Source organism: Sphingomonas sp., from assembly GCF_042095875.1.
Lineage (GTDB): Bacteria > Pseudomonadota > Alphaproteobacteria > Sphingomonadales > Sphingomonadaceae > Sphingomonas.
Window position 1 is genome coordinate 74625 of the sequence record NZ_JBELMJ010000009.1, and the last position, 18359, is coordinate 92983.

General features: G+C 65.8%; 14 protein-coding genes and 1 tRNA gene. 11 read left to right on the forward strand and 4 right to left on the reverse strand.

What is annotated here, in order from left to right; translation table 11 throughout:
• Positions 1 to 55: 55 nt before the first annotated feature.
• The 5 genes from ACFDS6_RS05410 to ACFDS6_RS05430 all read left to right on the forward strand — a co-directional run bounded on the left by ACFDS6_RS05410 (position 56) and on the right by ACFDS6_RS05430 (position 6048).
• Positions 56 to 130: transfer RNA gene (locus tag ACFDS6_RS05410), tRNA-Glu, on the forward strand.
• A gap of 87 nt (positions 131 to 217) precedes the next feature.
• Entirely contained in the window at positions 218 to 2140 is a 1923-nt protein-coding gene (locus ACFDS6_RS05415) for a DUF6538 domain-containing protein (protein WP_375271092.1), read from the forward strand.
• A gap of 84 nt (positions 2141 to 2224) precedes the next feature.
• Positions 2225 to 2503, forward strand: a complete 279-nt coding sequence (locus ACFDS6_RS05420) for a hypothetical protein (RefSeq protein ID WP_375271093.1) — start codon at positions 2225 to 2227, stop codon at positions 2501 to 2503.
• 137 nt (positions 2504 to 2640) lie between these two features.
• Entirely contained in the window at positions 2641 to 3489 is an 849-nt protein-coding gene (locus ACFDS6_RS05425; RefSeq protein ID WP_375271094.1) for a hypothetical protein, read from the forward strand.
• A gap of 243 nt (positions 3490 to 3732) precedes the next feature.
• Entirely contained in the window at positions 3733 to 6048 is a 2316-nt protein-coding gene (locus ACFDS6_RS05430) for a plasmid recombination protein (RefSeq protein ID WP_375271095.1), read from the forward strand.
• A gap of 20 nt (positions 6049 to 6068) precedes the next feature.
• Here the strand turns inward: ACFDS6_RS05430 and ACFDS6_RS05435 are convergent, their stop codons facing one another.
• The 4 genes from ACFDS6_RS05435 to ACFDS6_RS05450 all read right to left on the reverse strand — a co-directional run bounded on the left by ACFDS6_RS05435 (position 6069) and on the right by ACFDS6_RS05450 (position 8998).
• A complete protein-coding gene (locus ACFDS6_RS05435) occupies positions 6069 to 6749 on the reverse strand; it encodes a MobA/MobL family protein (RefSeq protein ID WP_375271096.1) in 681 nt (226 codons plus the stop codon).
• A gap of 85 nt (positions 6750 to 6834) precedes the next feature.
• On the reverse strand, positions 6835 to 7461 hold the full coding sequence (locus ACFDS6_RS05440; protein ID WP_375271097.1) for a hypothetical protein: 627 nt from the start codon (positions 7459 to 7461) through the stop codon (positions 6835 to 6837).
• Complete coding sequence (locus ACFDS6_RS05445; RefSeq protein WP_375271098.1) at positions 7458 to 8114, reverse strand: hypothetical protein; 657 nt, start codon at positions 8112 to 8114, stop codon at positions 7458 to 7460. Before ACFDS6_RS05445 ends, ACFDS6_RS05440 begins: the two co-directional genes overlap by 4 nt.
• 92 nt (positions 8115 to 8206) lie before the next feature.
• A complete protein-coding gene (locus ACFDS6_RS05450; RefSeq protein ID WP_375271099.1) occupies positions 8207 to 8998 on the reverse strand; it encodes a hypothetical protein in 792 nt (263 codons plus the stop codon).
• Between the two features lie 259 nt (positions 8999 to 9257).
• On the opposite strand from ACFDS6_RS05450, the gene ACFDS6_RS05455 reads away from it, so the two are divergent.
• From ACFDS6_RS05455 to ACFDS6_RS05480, 6 genes are all read left to right on the forward strand, one after another.
• Positions 9258 to 10793, forward strand: a complete 1536-nt coding sequence (locus ACFDS6_RS05455; RefSeq protein ID WP_375271100.1) for a site-specific DNA-methyltransferase — start codon at positions 9258 to 9260, stop codon at positions 10791 to 10793.
• Complete coding sequence (locus tag ACFDS6_RS05460; RefSeq protein ID WP_375271101.1) at positions 10793 to 13390, forward strand: DEAD/DEAH box helicase; 2598 nt, start codon at positions 10793 to 10795, stop codon at positions 13388 to 13390. Before ACFDS6_RS05455 ends, ACFDS6_RS05460 begins: the two co-directional genes overlap by 1 nt.
• A gap of 23 nt (positions 13391 to 13413) precedes the next feature.
• Positions 13414 to 14217, forward strand: a complete 804-nt coding sequence (locus tag ACFDS6_RS05465; protein WP_375271102.1) for a hypothetical protein — start codon at positions 13414 to 13416, stop codon at positions 14215 to 14217.
• Positions 14218 to 14273: 56 nt separating this feature from the next.
• The gene (locus ACFDS6_RS05470) at positions 14274 to 17030 is read left to right on the forward strand and encodes an ankyrin repeat domain-containing protein (protein ID WP_375271103.1); all 2757 of its coding nucleotides are present in this window, start codon (positions 14274 to 14276) and stop codon (positions 17028 to 17030) included.
• 292 nt (positions 17031 to 17322) lie between these two features.
• Positions 17323 to 17709 (forward strand): hypothetical protein, encoded by a 387-nt coding sequence (locus ACFDS6_RS05475; RefSeq protein WP_375271104.1) that lies wholly within the window; start codon positions 17323 to 17325, stop codon positions 17707 to 17709.
• Positions 17697 to 18185: an ImmA/IrrE family metallo-endopeptidase gene (locus tag ACFDS6_RS05480; protein WP_375271105.1), complete on the forward strand. Its 489-nt coding sequence runs from the start codon at positions 17697 to 17699 to the stop codon at positions 18183 to 18185. The genes ACFDS6_RS05475 and ACFDS6_RS05480 overlap by 13 nt, the downstream gene beginning before the upstream one ends.
• The last annotated feature ends 174 nt before the right edge of the window (positions 18186 to 18359 follow it).

An 18359-nucleotide genomic window follows, 5' to 3' on the forward strand; every position in this document is an offset into this window, starting at 1 on the left:
GTACAAGAGGCTTGACCGTTCAGCGCTTTTGCCGCAATGCGCCGCCTCGCCTCACGGCCCCTTCGTCTAGCGGTTAGGACGCGGCCCTTTCACGGCTGAAGCACGGGTTCGATTCCCGTAGGGGTCACCAGCTTCTTCAGGAAGCGCGGATTTCCGCCACTCTGGCGCATTTCATCGACTTAGCAGCCGCCCGGTGATACAAAAGGGTGGCACAAAGATGAGATTGCGCGTGGCGGGTTTGTGGCGTCATCCCCGGTCTAGAATGTACTGGTTCCGCATGGGCGTGCCCGAGCGGTATCGTGACCGTGTGGGCAAGCGCGAGTGGAAGGAGACGCTCGGCACCGCCGACATGGTGGAAGCGCGCGCGCTGCACGCCCGCAAGCTCCATGAGGTGCAGGAGCTGATGAGGACGCTGGACGCCGCCGGTGCGATCGCCATTGACGACCAGGCGGACAAGATCGTCTCGGACGGATTTGAAGCGCTCGCTCGGAAGAACGTCAAAGCGCACGATGTCGCCGCGGACTATGATCTCGCGCGTGGCCTGGATCACGTCTGCTTCACCATGCTGCAGATGATGGGTTTCCGGGCACGGCTGGACTGGGGCGGGAGCTACGCCAGCAAAGCGCAGGATGACATGCTTGGCGAGCCGGACGACGATGTCTGGCCAATAGAGCAGCCGGACGCGACGGGCGCGTTCCCAACCTTCGCGCATCGCGTTGCCGTTGCGATGAACATCGAGCTGTTCGAAACCAACCCGCTGTTCAAGGGCGCCGCGTTCCGCGAGGTCGCGCGCGCCCACCTGTCGGCGCGAGACTGGAAGGCCGCTGAGTTCGAGACGCAGATCGTCGGACTGGAGGCCGGCGTCGTGCTCAAGCCCAAGGGGCCGCTGTTCGAGGCGGTGGCCGAACGCATCCTGCGTCGCCTTGCTGAACACCGTTTTGGGCACTGGCCAACGGGCGCTCAGAACGTGCTTCAGCCAATGATGACAGCGATGGCCGCCCATCTGCCGGCTGAGCAACCGGTGCCTGTAACCGTTTCGGCCGTGGGCACCCCGCTCTCCGTGGTGTTCAAGGCGTGGCGGGCGGAGACGAAGGCGACGCTCAAAACGCAGGACGAGTTTCAGGCGTCAATCGACCGGTTCATCTCGGTGTTCGGCGACATGGCCGTCGAGACGATCACGAAGGCCACCGTCCTCGACTTCCGCCGCATCATGGAGCGGCTGCCCTACCGGCCGAAGAAGGACGTGTCGTCGCTTCCGCTGCGCGAGCAGGTGACATTGGCGGCGGCGGAGAAGATGCGGATCGTGTCGCCCGAGACGGCGGCAAAGAACCTGCAGGCGCTTCGCACGGCGCTGGCGCATGCCGAGAACGAAATGTCGCTGATCGACCACAACCCGGCGGACGGCGTGAAGGTCGACCGTGGAGACACGTTCGACGACGACCGCCTCCCCTTCAGCGGTGAACAGTTGCGCACGCTGTTCTCGCGGCCGGTGATGGTGGACGCGACGGTCGATCCCGATGGCGCGCTGTTCTGGTTCATGCTGCTGGCGCCGCTGACCGGCTGCCGCTGCAGCGAGCTCGCCAACCTGCGCCCGGCCAATGTGCGAGAGGAAGACGGCATCTGGTATATTGCCATCGAGCGCGATCCGAAACGCCAGCGCATCGAGGAAGAGGCCGAGGGCAAGACCACGAAGCGGGCCAAGACGAGAACCAGCCTCCGCAACATCCCGGTCCACTGGCTCGCGGTAGAGGCCGGGTTCCTCCGCTTGGTCGAGCGGCAACGGGCGGCCGGTGCCGAGTGGTTGTTCGATGGCCTTCGCGTCTACGAGAAGTATGGGGACCGCGCGAAGAACATCTCCCGCAAGCTGATGGCAGAAATCCGGGCCGCCGGCATCACCGATCTTGAATATGTTTATCACTCGTTCCGCCATTCACTGAAAGGCAAGCTGCGGGACGATCCGCAGACCAAGGAGGAGATTTCCGACCTGCTGACCGGTCACTCATTTCCGGTGAGCGTCGGCAGGAAATACGCTCGTGGCGCCGGCCTGAAAATTCTGTCGGAGGCGGTGGAACGCGTCGATTACACGACCGTCGACTGGGACCGCGTCGTAGCGTGCGGCCGGAAACGTCCGACCGCTTGATCAACGTAAGGTGCAAACAGACACGTTGGCGAAAACCCCATAGCCGCCTATAATGCATGTATGGAACACGTGGCAGCATCCCCAGTGCAGGATATCGACGCACGCGCGCCGATGACCAATGCCGTGATCCATGCGATCGGCACAATGCTTGCCGCTGTCGCCCGCATCCTGAGGGACGGGCGACACTGGTTGAGCGTTGCCCGGTTCCTTATCGTCGCATCGTTGGCGCTCGCGCTGCTCGTGTCGGATCTTGTCCGTGCGGTGCGCGACCGTGCTGTTGCGACCGGCTGCGTCATCGCGACACCGTTCTCTCTCATTCTCCGGCATCTCAGCCGACCGCCGCAGGTCTGGGCGGGTCAGTAACCGCCGCCGTCATCATCTAACCGCGCATGGTCACCGCACGGTGACTAGGCGCTGACGACGATGTGCAGCCGGATGCCATCCGCACCATCATGAACCTTCGATACCTGCGATATCGCAGGTATCGAAGGTGTCGAAGGATGGCCCGGCTCGCAGACAGCGAGTTCGGTAACATGAAGAAGAGCGGTGATTGGGTCCGTCAGCCGGGCCTCGACAAGAAGCTTGACCAGCTGGTCGAGGAGCGCGGGTGCACGCCCGCGGAAGTGATCCCCTACGACGCCGCCAAGGCGCTCGAGATCGAGCCCAGCGGCGAGTTCTACAGGAAGGTGCGCGACTGGAAGCAGCGTCGCGCGGCGGAGAACCACGCGCCGGTCATGGAAGTGCCGCCGCATGTGCAGGCGGAGTTCCGGGAAACGGTCGATCGTTTCGCCGCCGAGGCCATGAGCAGCTTCCTGCGGGCGGTGCGGAGTGTCGGCGGTGATCTAGATCGCGTGGCAACGCTGCGCATCACCGACGCCGAGCGCCGTGCGGACGACGCGCAGGCCGAGGTCAACGGCCTGCTCGATCACTGGACCGACGCGGAAGCGCAGCGCGACGCGGCGCTGGCCAAGGTCGCGGACCTCGAAGAGGCGCTGGCTGACGCGAAGCGCCGGGCGGACGTGCTCACTGTCCGCCTGGAGGAGCGCGACGCGCTGTTCAAGGCGCTGAGGGCGGGCACGCCGGACAAGGTCGCGGCGGCGATTACGCCGTCCGCGCCGGACGCCGATCACGCGACCGTTGACGACGACGGCGACCGCCTTGTCAGCGAGGTAGCCAACGACGCGAGCACCGCTCTGGCAGAAGAGCCGGTAGCGGATTCGGTCGCTGACGAGCAAGAGCAGGCGCCGGCCATCGACGCCCGCCGCGCCACAGAGGATCAGGTCGAGATGCCGCTCGGCGTCAGCGACGACGCCGATCAGGCGGACAAGGCCGGTGGCGGCCACGGCTGATACGCTGCACCCGCGCCGCCGTCCGCATGGCGGCGGCGCGGCTTTTCCCGTCATCCTCTTCCCTGCGGCTTTCCCTCGGACGGGAAAGCCACGGCCCGAAGCGAGAAGCGGAGGGCTGTTTGGGGGTCGAGGGGGCGGAGCCCCATCGCTCACGGGGGTAATTACGCAGTAATTACCCGGAGTGAGTTCCGCCCATTTATCAAAATTGGGCCAGTTGCGCCGCCGAGCGCCAGGTGAACCACGATGTCCGACACCAACGCCACCGACCAGAAGAAGCAATACTCGATCGTCCGGTACAGCCGGATCCGCGACATGACCACCCTGCGTCACGTCAGCAACCACAATACGCGCGCCGTCGTCAGCGAGAATGTCCAGCGTGACGGCCCGGCGCCCGTGGAACTGCTTGCGGACGGCAATCCCGACATTACGGTCGCCGCCCGACGCCGCGCGGTGGAACTGGGCCTCGATCTGCCCGCGGCCATCCGCGACGGCAAGGTGATCGCGGTGGAGGCGTTCATGGGCGCCTCGCCCGAGTTCTTCGAGCGGGCGACGACGCAGGAGGTCGAGGACTGGTATCGGTCTTCGACCGCGTTCATGGAGCGTCGGTTCGGCCGCGCGTTGATCTCGGTCATCAAGCACGAGGACGAGAAGACGCCCCACCTGCAGGCCGTCGCTCTTGCAGCCGTGGAGAAGAAGGCAGGCGTCAGGGGCCGGCCGCCTCGCGATCCCGAGCGCCGCCGGCTCCATGACGAGAAGGTGGCGGCGATGCCGCTGCGCTGGACATTCTCGTACAATGACCTGCTCGGCGGCGCGGCGGCGCGTCTGTCGCACGAGCAGGACGATTACAACGCCTGTGTCAGGCATCTGGGGCTTGTCCGCGGGGAGCGGCAGAAGGAGGTCAGCGACCTCGTGCTAGACAACGGAGTGGTCGTATCCGCCGCGCGCATCAGCCGCGGCAAGCGCCAGGACGGCACAGATCGTCCCGCGCGTCACTTCACGACCCAGGAGTATCAGGCAGAGACGCGCCGCGACCGCGCGAAGTCGGCCCGGCAACAGCGCGAGGCCGAGGCCGATCGCGCCGTCGCTGCTGCCGACCGCGCGCTCGCCGCCGAAGCCCGCGCCGTCGCCGATGCCGCGCAGGCCGAGGTCGTTGCGAGTGCCGCCGATTTCGCCCGGCGCGAGGCGGCGCTCGTCGTCCAGGAGCGCGAGATGGCGACCGCCCACGACAACGCGAAGCGAGAAGAAGCCGCCGCGGTCGAGGCGCGCGCCGATGCGGAACGCCTGGCAGACGAGCATCGCCGTGCCGCGGTCGAACTCGCCGAGGCCGCACGGCTGCGCAAGGAGCAGGAGGCGGACATCGCCCGGCAGCGGCGCGAGGTGGCCGACCTACGCGTCGTCGCCGCTGCCGAGCGTGACGCCGCCGGGCGTCACAGCATTGAGCTCGATGCTGCCCGCGTCGCCATGATCGCATCGCGCGATCAGGCTGCGGCGGACGCGGTCACCGCAGCCCGGAGCCGTCAGAACGCCGAAGCCGCCGTGGCCGCGGCCGAACGCGAGCTCGCCGCCATCGCGGATCAGCGCCAGCGTATCGACGACGATCGGCGCCTCGACGAAGCGCAACTGGCGCTGCTGGCGCGCGCTGCCGATGATGCGGCCGGAATGGATCTTCGGCTCAAAGGCGAGCGCTTTGCCATTGGCCCGAACGGCCTGAACGACGAGGACCGCGCGATCAAGGCGAAGGGCTGGTCCCAGCCGCTGATCGCAATGGCGCGCAGCCTCGCCACGGCGCTCGACCGGGTCAGGGCCATCGCCAGGCAGCTCCACGACCGCGAGCGCGCAATCGAGAAGAGCGCCGCCGACGTCATCGCGCGCGAGACCAGGCTGGCACAGGAGCGCGCCACGCACGACCTGCGGGTTGCCGACCATCAGCGCGCCGCCGCCGATCTCGACCGGCGTCAGCAGAAGATCGGCGCGCAGGCGGCTGCCGCCACCGCTCGCGATGCGCGACTGGCGGAAGATCGCGCCATGCACGAGGCCCGTGTCGCCGCGCATCAACGTGCCATCGCCGATCTCGACAGACGCGATGCGGCGCTGGCGGCCGAGGAACGCCGCGTCGCCGAGGCCGCGACTGCGGCAGAGGCCCAGCGCGTGGCTGCGGTCGCGGCGCAGGCGAGGGCCGACACGATCCTGCGCGATCACCGTCGCTGGATCGACGTCATCGACACGCTGGAAGGGCAGCCGGACTTGGTGGACGTCGGTCCCGACGGCGTGCTCGTGCTGGAAGGGCACGCCGCCGCCGCTGCGCCAGCACTGGCGGAGGCGTTTGAGACTGCGCCGCCGGACTGGGTGGTGTCGCTATCGGTGCAGCGGCTCGACCTAGCGGATGCGCTCCAGCGCGCCGATGAACGCGAGCGCGGCGCGGCTTATGCTGCCGAGAGGCTGGAGGCCATGATCGAGCAGGCCGGTCCCGCGCTGACCCCTTCGCAGAGAGGCGTGGCGACGGAGGCAGAGCGGACGATCCGCCTCTATCGGCCGCGACTGGAAGGTGTGGAGCGGTAAGGGTCAGAGCCGCGTTGTGCTCACCACAGGCCGTTCCGCGCCATCCCGCACCGCCGTCGCCAGGCGAACTCCAATCGCTTCTGCGCTTCCCATGATCCGATCCACGCCGGGTGGCGCTGCCCCTGCCGGTGATCGTGCCGCCAGTAGCGCGCAGTTACGATCAGGTGCGCGTGGGGATTCACGATCCAGCCGTCGTCGCCCTGCAGTGCGTGGATCGCCCATGCGACGGCAGCACCGCGCGCGGCCAGTTCGCGCTCGGCGAATCCGGTGACCAGCCACTTCCATCGATCCGGCCGGATCGTGACCGGGATCTCCATCATCACATGCCATGCGGCGACTGCAGTTGGATCACCGGTCGCCATCGTCGCGGCGTCGGCTTCTTCCCAGATCGTGTAATCGATGGTCGCCCAGTCAGGGGCGCTGGCGGGCAGGATCAGCCCGGCGCCGCGAAGTTCGCAGCGGCGCTCGGCGAACTTCGCCGGCATAGGCCCGAACCGGTCGACCGGCGCGCTGTCACGCCAGATATAGGCGGTGTTAGAAACGGCGGTCTTGTAGGCGGGCATGCGGTGGACGAGGCGCCAGGCCTCGCTAATCGGCCGCACCTTGAAGTCTGGGTGGTCGTTGGGCCGGCGGTCGCGCGGGCGGGCGAACAGGTTGCGTTTTGCGGCCTCGACCTCGGTCTTGGTGATGTAGAGCGTCATGGCGAACTCCTAAAAACGGCGACGCCGCCCGGATCAGGGGCGGCGTCGCAGAGCATCGTGGCGGGCACGATGATGATGGTGAGGGTCAGGCGGCGACCTTGATCCGCTCGTGCGGGATCGCGTCCGCCAAGGCACCGCCGGGCGGCACCCAGACCGATCCCTCCAGCTTCGGCAGCGTCGTCGTCGCCACCGCGTGTCGCCAGCGTCGCCACGCGATCGCCTCGCCCGGCGCGCGGCGCGCCTTCGGCGGCAGCTTGGCGCTGGTGAGAAACAGTCTCGGCCCGATCAGCCAGCGGCGATCCGCAGCAAGGAGCTCGATCGGCGCCCTGTCATCCGCCGCGTACAGGCGGACGTCCGGGATCCACTCGATGCCCTCTCGCCGCCGGACTGCGAGCGACACGCCAAGGGGCTCGTCCGTGTCCAGCGAGAAGCTGGCGTGAACGAAGTCGCAGCCCTTGTCGGCGGCGATCCGTGTCAGTTCGAGCGCCTCGAAAATGTTGCGGGGAGCGCTGGAGCACCACGCGATGGTGTGGAACGGCGGGGCATAGGCGGGATAGCCCATCAGCGTGCGCAGCGCGAAGCACCAGTGCGAGGCGTAATCCAGATACGGCGATGTCATTGTCGTCTCCTGTTCGCTGTTGACGGCCTGCCGGCCGGGGGAACTTTCATTTTTCCGCTCTTTTACGGACCCCGATTTCGCAGCCTCGGTCACCGGGCCTCGCCGGTGCGGGCCACCGCGTTCATCCGCTGGCGGCGTAGGACCCAAGCGTCGGTCGCCGCCTCGGCATCAAGGCCGGTAAGGCCGGCGGTGCGGACGAACACGCGCCAGATCGCCATCGCTTCGTCCGCGAGGTCGCGGCGCAGCTGATCGACGTTGCCGATCGACCAGGCACCCATGAGTGCGTCCGCCTTCCGGGCCGGCGCATGGATGGCCATGTCGGCAGCGACTCGCGTGAGCGGTGGCGCGCCGGCGCCGCCGTGCCACAGGCTCATGTCGACCACCCCCCTGCCGAGCAGACCATGGAGGCTGCGCACGAAGGTGCAGGCGACCGCAGCCGGTGCACCGGCCGCAGCGTCGAGCAGCAGCGGAACGAGCCCGTGGTCGACGTTCCAGCCGATCGGCGTGGCATCGTCCGGCAGCCGCTGTGCCGCCCAGTCTAGCAACACGCTTTCCGGCGTGCCGGCGGGGATGGCTTGGGATCGCCGGGCGAAGCGCCAGCGGCGCTTTCCACCCCGTTCGGCGAGGAACATGCCGATCCCGACAAGATGCTGTCCCGGCGGATGCCGGCCATCGCCGGACGGCGGGACGGTGATGGCAGCGGCGGTGATCGCGACATAGCCGCGGGCGTGGTGATAGAAGGTCATGGCGATCCTCGTGGACGCGCGTCATCCCGCTGCTGACGATGCCGGCAGCGGGAAGACGTCGATGGTGATGATCCGGGCCGATGCCCGGCCGTTCAGAATGGGCTGGCCGCGCCCGCGGCGAAGGCGGCTTCGTCACGGTCCTGTGCGGCGCGGCGCTCGGCGTCCTTCAACGCTGCCGCCGCGCGGAGCGCCGGTGCGCGGGCACGGGCGGCCCGGGCAGGCCGGCAGTCCGCGAACGGCTTCAAGTGGGCGAGGCCGGGTTCGGACTCGATCCACGCCGACAGCTGCGCCAGCGGCAGCGTCAGCAGCGCTTCATCCGACTTGATGAAGGCGATGAAGTGCAGCCAGCACAGATACGTCGCGAGGACGTCTTCGCGGACATAGTCGCGGATGGCCTGATGCTGGCCCGCGATCCACAAGGCGCCGACGTCGCCACCCGACGTGGACGTCTTGATCGGCACATCGAGCGCGTGGCAGATCTCGGCCAGCGCAACCGGGCGTGCGCCGCCCAGTCCGCCGAACTGGTCGGCGAGATCGCAGTGCGCGCCGTCGAACCGTCCGGCGAAGCACTGCCGGGCGAGCCCCGCCAGGCTGAGGCCAGGGGAGTGCTTCATGGCTTGGATGGACAGCACGCGGTTGTCGAATCCACGGCCGTTGAACGAGATGCCGGTGACGTTCGACGGCAGCTGGCGCTCGACCTCTTGGTAGAAGGCCGCCTCGCCGCCCGGCACGCTCATCAGCGTGTTTAACGAGAACACGTAGCCCGCGGTCGTCCAGCGTGCCCGCAGGAATGCGGCGCTGACCGGCCGGTGGCGAGGCCAGGGCGGGAACGATCCATCGACCGGCGTGTCGGCTTCGCCGACGACGGTTTCGATGTCGTACACGACCACGTCGTGCAGGTTGAAGGTATCGTGCTGAGGCGGTTGTCCTCGGCGCATGGCCTGTCTCCACTTTCCATGACGCGATGCCGGACGACGATCGCGGATCGGCGCGGCGCAGGGGCGCTTCGCGCTTTTCCCCACCCCTTCACCGATCAGAAGACGGGCAGCAGGCCGGCCTTTTCCCAGCACGCGTCAAAGGTTGTCCGTTTAGGCGGCAAGCGGCTACACCGGCGTCGAAGCTGTTGTGTTACTTGGGGGTTAGGTGCCGATACTGGACTGGATGACGCGCGGGGAGGATGTGCGCGCGGCGGCGGGGGTGCCGTATCGGCTGCTGGAAGCGGTGCCCGCGCTGGACGGCGGCGACGCGGACGTCGCCAACATGCTGATCCAGGGTGACAACCTCGACGCGCTCAAGGCGCTGCTGCCTTATCACAAGGGTGCGGTGAAGTGCATCTATATCGATCCGCCCTACAACACGCGGTCGGCGTTCGAGCATTACGACGACAATCTCGAGCACAGCCAGTGGCTGGCGATGATCTATCCGCGCCTCGTGCTGCTGCGCGAGCTGCTGGCGGAGGACGGCAGCATCTGGGTGTCGATCGACGACAATGAGGGACACTACCTCAAAGTCGTGATGGATGAGGTGTTTGGGCGACGGAACTACATTTCAAACGTAATCTGGCAAAAGAAATACGCTCGGCAGAATGATGCTCTTGGTTTCAGTCAGAACCACGATCACATCCACTGCTATGCTCGACATGTGGATGCGTTCGCGCCGAACAAGCTGCAAAGAACGGAGGCGCAGCTTTCTGGTTATAGGAATCCAGATGACGACCCGCGCGGGCGGTGGCAGTCAGTCGTATATACCTGTGCGAAAACGCGCACTGAGCGCCCAAATCTTTATTATCCGATCGTCCATCCGAGGACGGGAGAAGAAGTATGGCCAGAGGAAACTCGCGTTTGGGCCTATGATCGTTCCGCAACTGAACGAAACATCGTTGACAACCGCCTTTGGTGGGGTGCGCGGCAGGAGCTCGAGAAGCCTCGCGGAAAGTCTTTCTTGTCGGAAGTGCAGAACGGCATCGTGCCTGACACTCTGTGGATGCGGGATGATGTCGGCGACAATCAGGACGCAAAACGAGAGGTTTTGGCGTTCAATTCGTCGGACGTATTCGGCACGCCCAAGCCCGAACGCTTGATGCAGCGGATCCTGCACATCGCCAGCAACCCGGGCGATCTCGTGCTCGACAGTTTCCTCGGCTCTGGCACGACGGCAGCCGTCGCGCAGAAAATGGGGCGGCGCTGGATCGGCATCGAGATGGGCGACCATGCCAAGACCCACTGCAAGCCGCGGCTCGACAAGGTGATCGCGGGCGAACAGGGCGGCGTCAGCGAAGCGGTCGGCTGGACCGGCGGCGGTGGCTATCGCTTCTATCGCCTCGGCGCGCCGGTGTTCGAGGCTGACGGGCACATCGCCGACGGCATCTTTTTCGCGACACTCGCCGCGCATATCTGGTTCAGCGAGACCGGCGCGCCCTTCACCGGGGCTGCCGATACGCCGGTTCTGGGTGTGCATAACGATGTCGCCTATGCGTTGCTCTACAACGGCATCCTCGGTGACCGCTCCGTCAACGGCGGCAACGTGCTGACTGCGGCGCTGCTTGCGCGCCTCCGCGCAGAAAGCGGCTGGGACGGGCCGATGACGGTCTATGGCGAATGGAGCAAGCTGGGCGCGGCGCGGCTGGCGGAAGCGGGCGTGACGTTCAAGCAGACCCCCTATGACGTGAAGGCGCGCTGATGGAACTCAAGGACTATCAGCGCCGTGCGCTTGATGCGCTCCGCACCTTCCTCGACCAGGCGGCGATCCGCGACCATGCCGCTGCCTATGCCGCCGCCTGCACGGTGGGCGAGCCGGGCGCCTATGGCGCGACCTATCGCCCGCTCGCCGGGCTGCCGGACGTGCCCTATTGCTGCCTTCGCCTGCCGACCGGCGGCGGCAAGACGCTGCTCGCCGCGCACGCGATCGGCGTGGCGCGCGACACCTACCTGGCGCGGCGCTTCCCCGTGGTGCTGTGGCTCGTCACCTCCACCACCATCGCCGAGCAGACGCTGGGCGCGCTCAAGAAGGTTGGGCACCCCTATCGGCAGGCGCTGGAGGCGACGTTCGGCGGCGCGGTGCGCGTCTATGGGATCGACGAGCGGCGGCAGCTCCGCCCGCAGGACATGACCGACGCGGCGACGGTGATCGTCGCCACCGTTCAGTCCTTCCGCGTCACCAACGTCGGCGACCGCAACGTCTATCGCGACGACGAGGAACTGGAGCCGCACTTCGCCGCGCTGCCGCCCGGCGTCGATCTCGCCCGGCATGAGGATGGCCCGCGCCGGGGCAAGCCGATCGCCAGCTTCGCCAACCTGCTGAAGCTGCATCGGCCGCTCGTGATCGTCGACGAGGCACACAATTTCGTATCGCCACTGTGGGCGGAGACCGCGCAGCGGCTCGGCCCTGCTGCGATCGTCGAGTTCACCGCCACGCCGACGCGCTCCAACGTCATCGTCTCGGCGACCGCGGCCGAGCTGAAGGCGGCGGACATGATCAAGCTGCCGATCCACCTGTCGCAGCACGGCAGCTGGCAGGCAGCGATCGCGCACGCGGTCGATAATCGCGCCTGGTTGGAAGGCATTGCTGCCAAGGACGGCGGCGGCATCCGCCCGATCGCGCTCTATCAGGCTCAGCCCGCGCGTGAGGGCGCGGAGGCAACGGTGGAAGTGGTGAAGCGCCACCTGATCGAGGATTGCCGCATCCCGGGGGATCGCATCGCGGTCGCGACCGGCAACCAGCGCGAGCTCGACGGCATCGACCTGTTCGACCCCGCCTGCATCATCGAGCACGTCATCACCGTCGACGCGCTGAAGGAAGGCTGGGACTGCTCCTTCGCCTATGTCTTCTGCTCGCTGGCGAGCATTCGGAGCGGCGGCGCGGTGGAGCAGCTGCTCGGCCGCGTGCTGCGGATGCCCTTCGCTACCCGGCGATCGTCGGAGGAGCTGAACCGCGCCTACGCTCACGTGTCGGAGAAGAACTTCTTCGAGGCGGCGGAGGGGCTAAAGGACCGGCTGACTCAGATGGGCTTCGACGAGCGCACCGCGCTGGAGGCGATCGTCGAGCAACCCGAGACGTTTGAGTGGCACGAAGACCAGCCGCTGTTCACCCGCCCCGAATTGCCGGTGCTGCACGTGCAGGAGCGGCCCGATCAGAGCGGCTGGACGCCCCAGATGCTCGCAGCGACACGGATCGCCGACGATGGCGCGGGCGGCGTGGCGATTACCTTCGATACGGCCGCGCCCGATACGGTGTTGCGCGACGTGGCGGCAGCGGTGACGTCGGAGACGACTTCATCGATGGCGGCTGTGGAAGCGTTTCTCGTCCGGCGGGCGGCGTCACTGTCGCCCGCCGAGCAGGGCGAGGTGCTTACGCTTCCGCGCCTCGCGATCGAGCGAGACGGACAGCTAGAAATTGTTTTCCCCGAGACGCTGGTCGACGTCGGCGGCTGGGATCTGCGGCAGGTCGACACCGCCCTGCCCGGCTTCGCGCTGACCGACCAGCCAGATACGTTCGAGATGGACGTGGACGGCGATCAGGTCGTCTACAGCCGGATCGACGCTGCGGCCGAGCTGGCGCTGGACAACGCGACCGATTGGGACGTGGCAGCGCTATCGCGATGGCTCGACCGCACTACCCGCCAGCGCGACGTCGCCCAGCCGATCTTCCTCGAATATTGCCGCCGCGTCGTGGAAGGCGTCGCCGGTCGAATCCCGCTCGCGCAGCTCGTCCGCGGCAAGTACGCGCTGCGCCGCGCGATCGTCGCCCGCGTAGCGCAGCTCCGTCACGAGGCCGGCGCGCGCGGCGTGCAGCTGCTGCTCGGCGACATCGCGCCCGTGCTGGCGCTGGGCGACAACGGCTTCAGCTTCAGCAAGGTCGGTTACGACCCGCGCACGCCCTATGCCGGTCCGTGGCGGCCCCGGAAGCACCTATTTTCGCAGGTCGGCGACCTGAAGCACGGCGGCGAGGAATGGATGGCGGCGGTGCAGATTGACGATCACCCGGCGGTTCACCGCTGGGTCCGCAACGTCGATCGGACAGCCTGGTCCTACGCGCTACCAACGGCGACGGACCTGTTCTACCCCGACTTTGTCGCCGAGCTGACCGACGGCCGAAAGCTCATCGTCGAATACAAGGGCGCCGACCGAACTGACAACGCCGATAGCCGTGAGAAGCGAAATATCGGCGCGCGGCTGCAGGAAGTGAGCGGCGGCGACGTGGTGTTCCTGTGGGCGGAGCTGGATCGCGGGGGCGCGATAGCGCAGCAGATCGACTTTGCAGTTTCCAAAGTTACTTAGGTGTTTGATCCCAAATTTAGGCGGTGAAGGTTCTCATCGCGATGGAGGAGCGTCGTTTGGTCAGGATGCGCGGGGGCAGCCCCAAGAACATGCGGCAAGGACAGTATTGGGTGCGCCGCCATCTCGACGACCAGCGCCGAGCCTCGCGCTCTGCTGCAGCCGATTTGGCCGACGCCGAACGCCGGGCCAAGGCTGAGCTTCGTGAGGACGCCGCGCATGAGCGTGAGCAAGCACGCTATGAGCGCCAGCGTGCTACGGTGCAGCGGCAGCTGGACCTGAGCCGCCATTTCTCAAAGGTGCAGGCTGAAGTCCAGCGGGCGATGGCTTCGATTGTCTCCAAGCAGAAGGGCGGTGAATTTAGTCTAGAGTTTGACTGCGACGAGGATATGCAACCGTTACTCTCAGAAGCAGCGACCGCTTATCAGACCCATGCCGATCATCTGAACGACGTCGGCACGACAAGCGCAGCGGCGCTATCGAAGCACATCGCTAACGCTAAGAAGATGCTGACCACGTTCGGTCGCGCCAAGGGGCTTAAGACGCGCTGGTCCGCCGCCGAACGTCAGTTCACGTTCGGCGACCTAAAGCTCGACTTCGGCGAACCTGAGCCGATGTCAGTGGAAGAGTGGAGCCGGCAGCAGGGGGTGCCCTTACCGCCACCTTCGCCGGCGCGCCACACATCGGTTGCCGTCCCGCCAGCATCATCGCAGCCGGTTTACCAGCCGATGGGCGAGCCGCCGCGTTACAAGGCGGGTTCGTCAGGGGGGCTGCTGGCGGCAGTTCTACTGGGAGTGATGATCCTGCTTGTAATCGTGGTGGCATTGTAGCCGGTCATCGCGCTTGAGCTAACTATGGAGAGCGATGGGCGGGAAGAGGCGATTTCATGGGCGCGTTTGTTGAGGGGGAGTTTGTTCGGGTGCGCTGGCGCGCGATCGATCCCGAGGTTCTGTCGTCGTTGGAACAGCCGGGGCTTACGGCAAGCGGGTGCGACCGACTGTTGGAGGGAGCCGACGATACTTGGGGATTGGTCCCGGCTAACGGCGCAAGGGTAATCGGCGACGCAGCGCCCGATGGCGACGAGGCGGATCTTGCCCTGCGGCCAGTTGAGAAGCCGCCGATCGAGACGGGGCCGTTTCCGGTGGGTGCGTGGTTGGTCGGTGTGCAGAGCGCCTCGCATTGCTGGGCGGTGCTACCGACCGACGAAAGTGTCACTACAGCTGACGTGGCGATCGAGTGGCAGTGCTTGGCGCTGCCCGGCACGAAGGGCGTGGTGCTCGGCCGGCCGCGGCTCGGCGACGAAACGTCGCGCTTCGTGTATCCACCGTCCCCCGAGCGTGAGCGGCAAGCTGCTCTGGCGCGAGATGGGGTGACCCTACGAACCGCGCCCTTCCAACCGGAGAAGGGCCCTCTAGCCTTCGACTCGCCCGTGTATCGCTACGGACTTTTGCAGAACGGCGCGATGCGCTGGCTGAATTTGCCGACCGAGCGGCGCGCCCACCCAGCCCGTCCCGCCACTGAGGCGTTCCGAGCCAAACTGGCCGAGCTCAAGGTTGAGTTGGCTCGACGCGGCGTGTTCTACATGGACGCGCCCGATGAGAAATATCATCACCGGCATTCATTTGAGGATGCGTGGGACCACATCCCGCCAGACTTTAGCGAGAAGTCGCCGCCGGTAGCCTATTCAGTATCCGGTGAGCTGGACAACGAAGACAAGGAGGCGCGCGCGGAAGCCCACTACATCCCGGACGGTGATGAGGTCTTGCGGTTTGATTGCGAACGCATCGGGTTTCGCTCGCTGCCGAGCGATAAGGACATCACAGAAGTCGACATCATCTATGTCGGTGGTGCGGTAGCAGGGACCGAGCGCTCGCAACGATGGACGGGTTGGACCATCTGCGCCGCGGCGAAGGCGGTCGGCCTGCTCGTGGGGTGGGGCGGGTCGCCCCAGAGTTCGATCAGCGTTGCCATGCCAGGTACTTGGACGCGGCGGTGGCCGGAAATCACCCCTCCCGATGCCGACGCGATGGTCGCGCGGTTCGAGCGGATCGCCCCCGCGGTGGCGACGGTAGCGCGCGCGGGTCTGGACCGGTCGACCGCAGACGCAGTGACGGAGGAGGTTGAACGCCGGCTTGAGCTGATCCTTCGACTACAAGGCGCGCTGAATTTAGCCGACCGGAACCAATGGTTCGATGCGTTCGAGTCTAGCGCCGTTGCGCAGGCGAGGGCCGCGGCCAAGTGGGCGACGGGGATGCCCATGCCGGACGACCCCGCAGGCGCGCTCGCCGCCGTGACCGATCCGTTCGAGGTCAAGGTCGCGTTTCACCTGTGCCGCGTCGCCGCTGAGCGGAACGGCACAGCGGCGGCGCAGCAGGCGCTGTCGGCGGCGCGAGATGCATGGAACACCTATCGCGAGCCGAAGTGGTGGGAAGAGGGCATCGATCGCTGGGTCGCAGACGAACTTGAACCTGTGCTGGCGTGCGGCGAAGTTCAGGAAGAGCGCCCGACGGCGGAGGAGCGCGATATCTCCGCCGCGCTTAGTCGATCCGTTGAGACTGATCCCGTTACGGTCTTCGCGCAGGCTTGGCGGACAGCCGACCTGGATGATCGCGACTACGCCGGCAGGTGGCTGCTCGGTCGCGCGGTTGCAGCGGAGCGATTCGATATAGCCGAGCTACTCGTCGCAGATGGATTCGACATCGACGAAGCCGAGCCTTGGTCCAAGAACGGGTTATTTCAATGGGGCGGCGACACACCTCTGGCCGCCGCGATTGAGGCAGGAACGCTTGCCGGGGTGCGCTGGTGCGTCGAGCGCGGCGCGGATCTGGCAGCCGCGCAATGGTCGCGTGGGCGAACGCCTGCCGGCGAGGAAACGGACTGGCCGACGCCTGCGGTGGTGCTCGCCGCAAAGCATGGACAGGCCGAGATTTTGGCCTGGTTGCTGAAAGCAGGCGACGATCCCTCATCGCCGATCGCGAACGGTATCACGCCGCTTACCGCTGCGGCATTCGGCGGCAGCCTCGAATGCGTCGAGCTGCTGCTGGCGGCTGGCGCTGATGCCAACCATCCACCACCCGAGCCGCGGGTGATGGGTGGGCCCGAAGCACTGACGCCCCTGCTCTATGCGTGCGACAGGAGCCACGATGCTGTCGTGCGCTTGTTGCTCGATCGCGGCGCAGACCCACAGGCGACGCGGGCTGATGGTGAGCTTGCGTTGCAGCTCGCGATGGAAGGCTGCGCGCTCGACACAATCAGTGCGATTATGACGGCCGGCGCGAACGGATCGGCGGTGAACCGGCACGGGTTGAGCGTCCTACACACGGCTGCTCTGAAGAAGCGCGCGGACGCACTTCCGTTGCTGCTCGAGGCGGGCGCGTCAATCGATCTGACTACAGGCGAGATCGGTGCCGAGCTGGCCGGCACGGAGCCGGGTTGGACCGCGCTGATGATCGCGGCGACGCAAGCCGACGGTCCAAGCGTATCGGTGTTGCTAAAGGCGGGCGCGGATCCCCTTATCGGGAATACGGATGGGCGCACCGCACTAGACCTCGCACGGCTTTCAGCCGACCCCGATGTGGACGACGATCCATATGACTCAGTGATCGACTTGCTAAGAAAGGCGGAGCAAGCGTCAGCGGCCTAGAGGCATCGCCACTGCCATTGCAGGGCCAGATCGCTGCTGATACTACGGTGGCACAAAGGCGGTGGTTGATCACTTGCCAAGTTGTTGGAATACCTAGCGTCGTTCGGAGATTGACCCCTCCCGTAGGGGTCACCAACGTTGATTTCTTTGGTGTTTTCCTAAGCACCGTGACGCGTTTACCCCTTTGATCATTGCGGTATTACCCCCGCGACCTCCTCGACATCGCGATCATCACGTTTTAACCAGCCACATGCGGTGGGTGAAACGGGCGATCTTCGCAGCAAATCTAGGCATGTTTGCCTTTCTGCTTCTGTTGCTCGACGCGCAGGGTGCTTCTCTGATCAAGCCGGGGGCTTGGGAGTACAAAGACCTAATAGCTATTCTGCTATCGGTAGTGTCGTTGATAGTGACGTTCATCGGTTTCATCGTAGCCGTGGCGGCGATTTGGGGCTTCCAAACGCTTCGCGGGATGGCTGAACAGACTGCCGTTGAGACGTCAAAGCTCGGCAGCGAGTCCTACCTAGCATCTGGGGGGTTCAAGAAGATCGTCGACACTGCAATCTCCCAGGCAATGGAGGCGCGAGCACGAGACGCAGTGCAGGACGCACTAGGCACGTCGGTTCTGCGCGCTGATGCAGCACCAGAGCACCAACAGGGGGATGAAGCATGGCAAGACTAAGCCTAGCGCAGCTGCCACCCTACGCTGCGGAGGCGATCGCCCGTCATCAGGAGACCGCGCCAGTGAAGGTAGGCGCGATCGCGAGCGATCTCGGGATCAAGGTCATGATCAGCGATTTGCCTCTGGCTGTCTCGGGTATGTTGACGCTCGACCAAGCCGACCGAAAAACGTGGACGATCAAGGTCAATCGCCATGAGCATCGTAACCGACAGAGATTTACAATTGCGCACGAGCTTGCGCACTTCGTGCTGCACCGGGATGTGATTGGAAACGAACTGGTCGACGACACCTTTTATCGAAGTGGCCTGTCGGAAAGGCGTGAGTTTGAGGCGAATGCCTTGGCAGCAGAAATCCTAATGCCTTGGCCACTGATTACGAGTCTTATGCGGAACGGCGAGCGGAACGTTGAAAAGCTTGCTCAGGAGTTGCAAGTCTCGACCGCAGCGATGAACATACGACTCGGCGTGCTCACTTAAGCCGCCCGGAGTAGGGGTGTGCTAATGGCCGGAGAGCGATATTTCCCGAGTTTGACGATCCGGCGGAGTGAGACTGAAGCTTTGCGGCGATTAGCGGAGCCAACGAAGGATATACTCTTTGACGTGACCCCCATTTCTTCATCCACCTGGACCTAGAGACCGGCCCCTTGAAGG